This window comes from Kosakonia sp. S42 (assembly GCF_016624785.1).
Taxonomy (GTDB): domain Bacteria; phylum Pseudomonadota; class Gammaproteobacteria; order Enterobacterales; family Enterobacteriaceae; genus Kosakonia; species Kosakonia cowanii.
The window spans coordinates 1-250 of sequence record NZ_JACVTW010000115.1 but is presented as its reverse complement, the minus strand read 5'-3'; the positions used below and the strand labels follow the sequence as shown (position 1 = coordinate 250).

Sequence of the window (250 nt, the reverse complement as noted above, 5' to 3'; positions counted from 1 at the left end):
CCAGGCCGGGCGGGATTACCAAATCGACCCGCTGCTGCTGATGTCAATTTCTATCAGGGAAAGCCGACTGCGGCCCGCAGCGGTTAATAAGGCGAACAATGACGGTTCGGAGGATGTCTGTGGGATGCAGATAAACAGTTCGCATTACGGTAAGCTGAAAATGTTTAATATTACGCGGACGGATCTGCTTAATGATCCCTGCGTCTGCGTTTACACCGGCGGATGGGTTCTTGCGCATAACTTCAGGTCA

1 protein-coding gene is annotated in these 250 nt (G+C 52.0%); it reads left to right on the top strand.

Going from position 1 to position 250, the window contains the following annotated elements; genetic code table 11:
- Window positions 1-250 (top strand): lytic transglycosylase domain-containing protein (locus tag IAE50_RS26930; RefSeq protein WP_200581706.1); only part of this gene is annotated, 250 nt, incomplete at both ends.